This window comes from Enterobacter cloacae complex sp. S3 (assembly GCF_014930495.1).
GTDB classification, from domain to species: Bacteria; Pseudomonadota; Gammaproteobacteria; order Enterobacterales; family Enterobacteriaceae; genus Enterobacter; species Enterobacter asburiae_B.
Genome location: NZ_JADBRD010000003.1, coordinates 1 through 1,062, shown reverse-complemented (window position 1 = coordinate 1,062; position 1,062 = coordinate 1). Strand labels below are relative to the sequence as shown.

The 1,062-nt window shown below is 42.2% G+C and carries 1 protein-coding gene; it reads right to left on the bottom strand.

Annotation, left to right across the window (positions count from 1 at the left end; all coding sequences use genetic code 11):
• Positions 1 to 280: 280 nt before the first annotated feature.
• Positions 281 to 1,062 (bottom strand): Qat anti-phage system TatD family nuclease QatD (gene qatD / locus IM317_RS00300; protein WP_227010825.1); only part of this gene is annotated, 782 nt, incomplete at its 5' end.

Here is a 1,062-nt window from a genome sequence, read left to right as displayed (position 1 = left end):
TATCTATTTTTTTAAGTAACATAGTGTGTCTTATCTCCGTCTGAAGAGCTGGTTGCAACAATCGTTAACAGGCCCCCCAGTTCCGAGACTGAACTCTTTTCCATTGGTGCACAAAAGCAAAAAGCCTGCTAGTAATCAGGCTGTTCAAATTTGGCTCTGTAATTGGGATTGCCTTATTCAGTTACAAGCTAATATATAAGCGAAACTTGAGTCACTTCTCTGTCAAGACCACCAAGATGAACACCAATCTCTTTTTCATTTAATCATAGTAAGGTTGCCTTCAATAACTGATTAGGGTCCGCAAATTATTCCGAATGACGTAGACCATATCACTCGTGGATAGCCCATATAAATGGGCTAGTTCTTCTACAGTATTTTCTATATCAGCTGGTTGTGAAGGCCTATTATCAATACGTGTGAATGGACCATCGGTTTCTGTTAGCACTCGCTCAATTGGAATAGACTGTATCATAGGAATATGTCTGGCATTGCTAATCATTTCCATATTAATAGAAAAATAGCATCCTAACTCTAATGCTCGCTTCGCCTCGTTCTTTGTTCCAGTGAACCAGTGGAGAACAATTTTCCCACGCCCTAAGGGTAAATATGCTTCAATGAAGTCTAGTACAATTTTGACCGCTCTGACGCTATGGACTGTAATGATCTTATCGCCAGCCTGAGCGCAACGTTGCAATATATGTTGAAATACTCGCTTTTGCGCATCGAGTGACTTGAAAAAGCGAGGACCAGCATCCAGTCCAACTTCACCAACATAGCGTGTCTCCGATAGGTAATGATCCCATAGTTCTAGTTCATTTTCATGGTTGGCTACCAATTGGGGATGTAACCCTAATGCTGCTCGGACATACTTCGTACGCTTTGCAATCTCGTGATTGCGAGGCCATGCGCGCGGTGTTGTCGTAACTGCCAATGTAAATATTCCAGCTTTCTCTGCATCTCTGACTGCTGAATAATGATCAGGGTAGAGATCAAGGTGACAGTGAAAATCGACAAGCCCTTTAGTTGCATTCATGTAAATATCCTGACCTGCCCCCACGATTA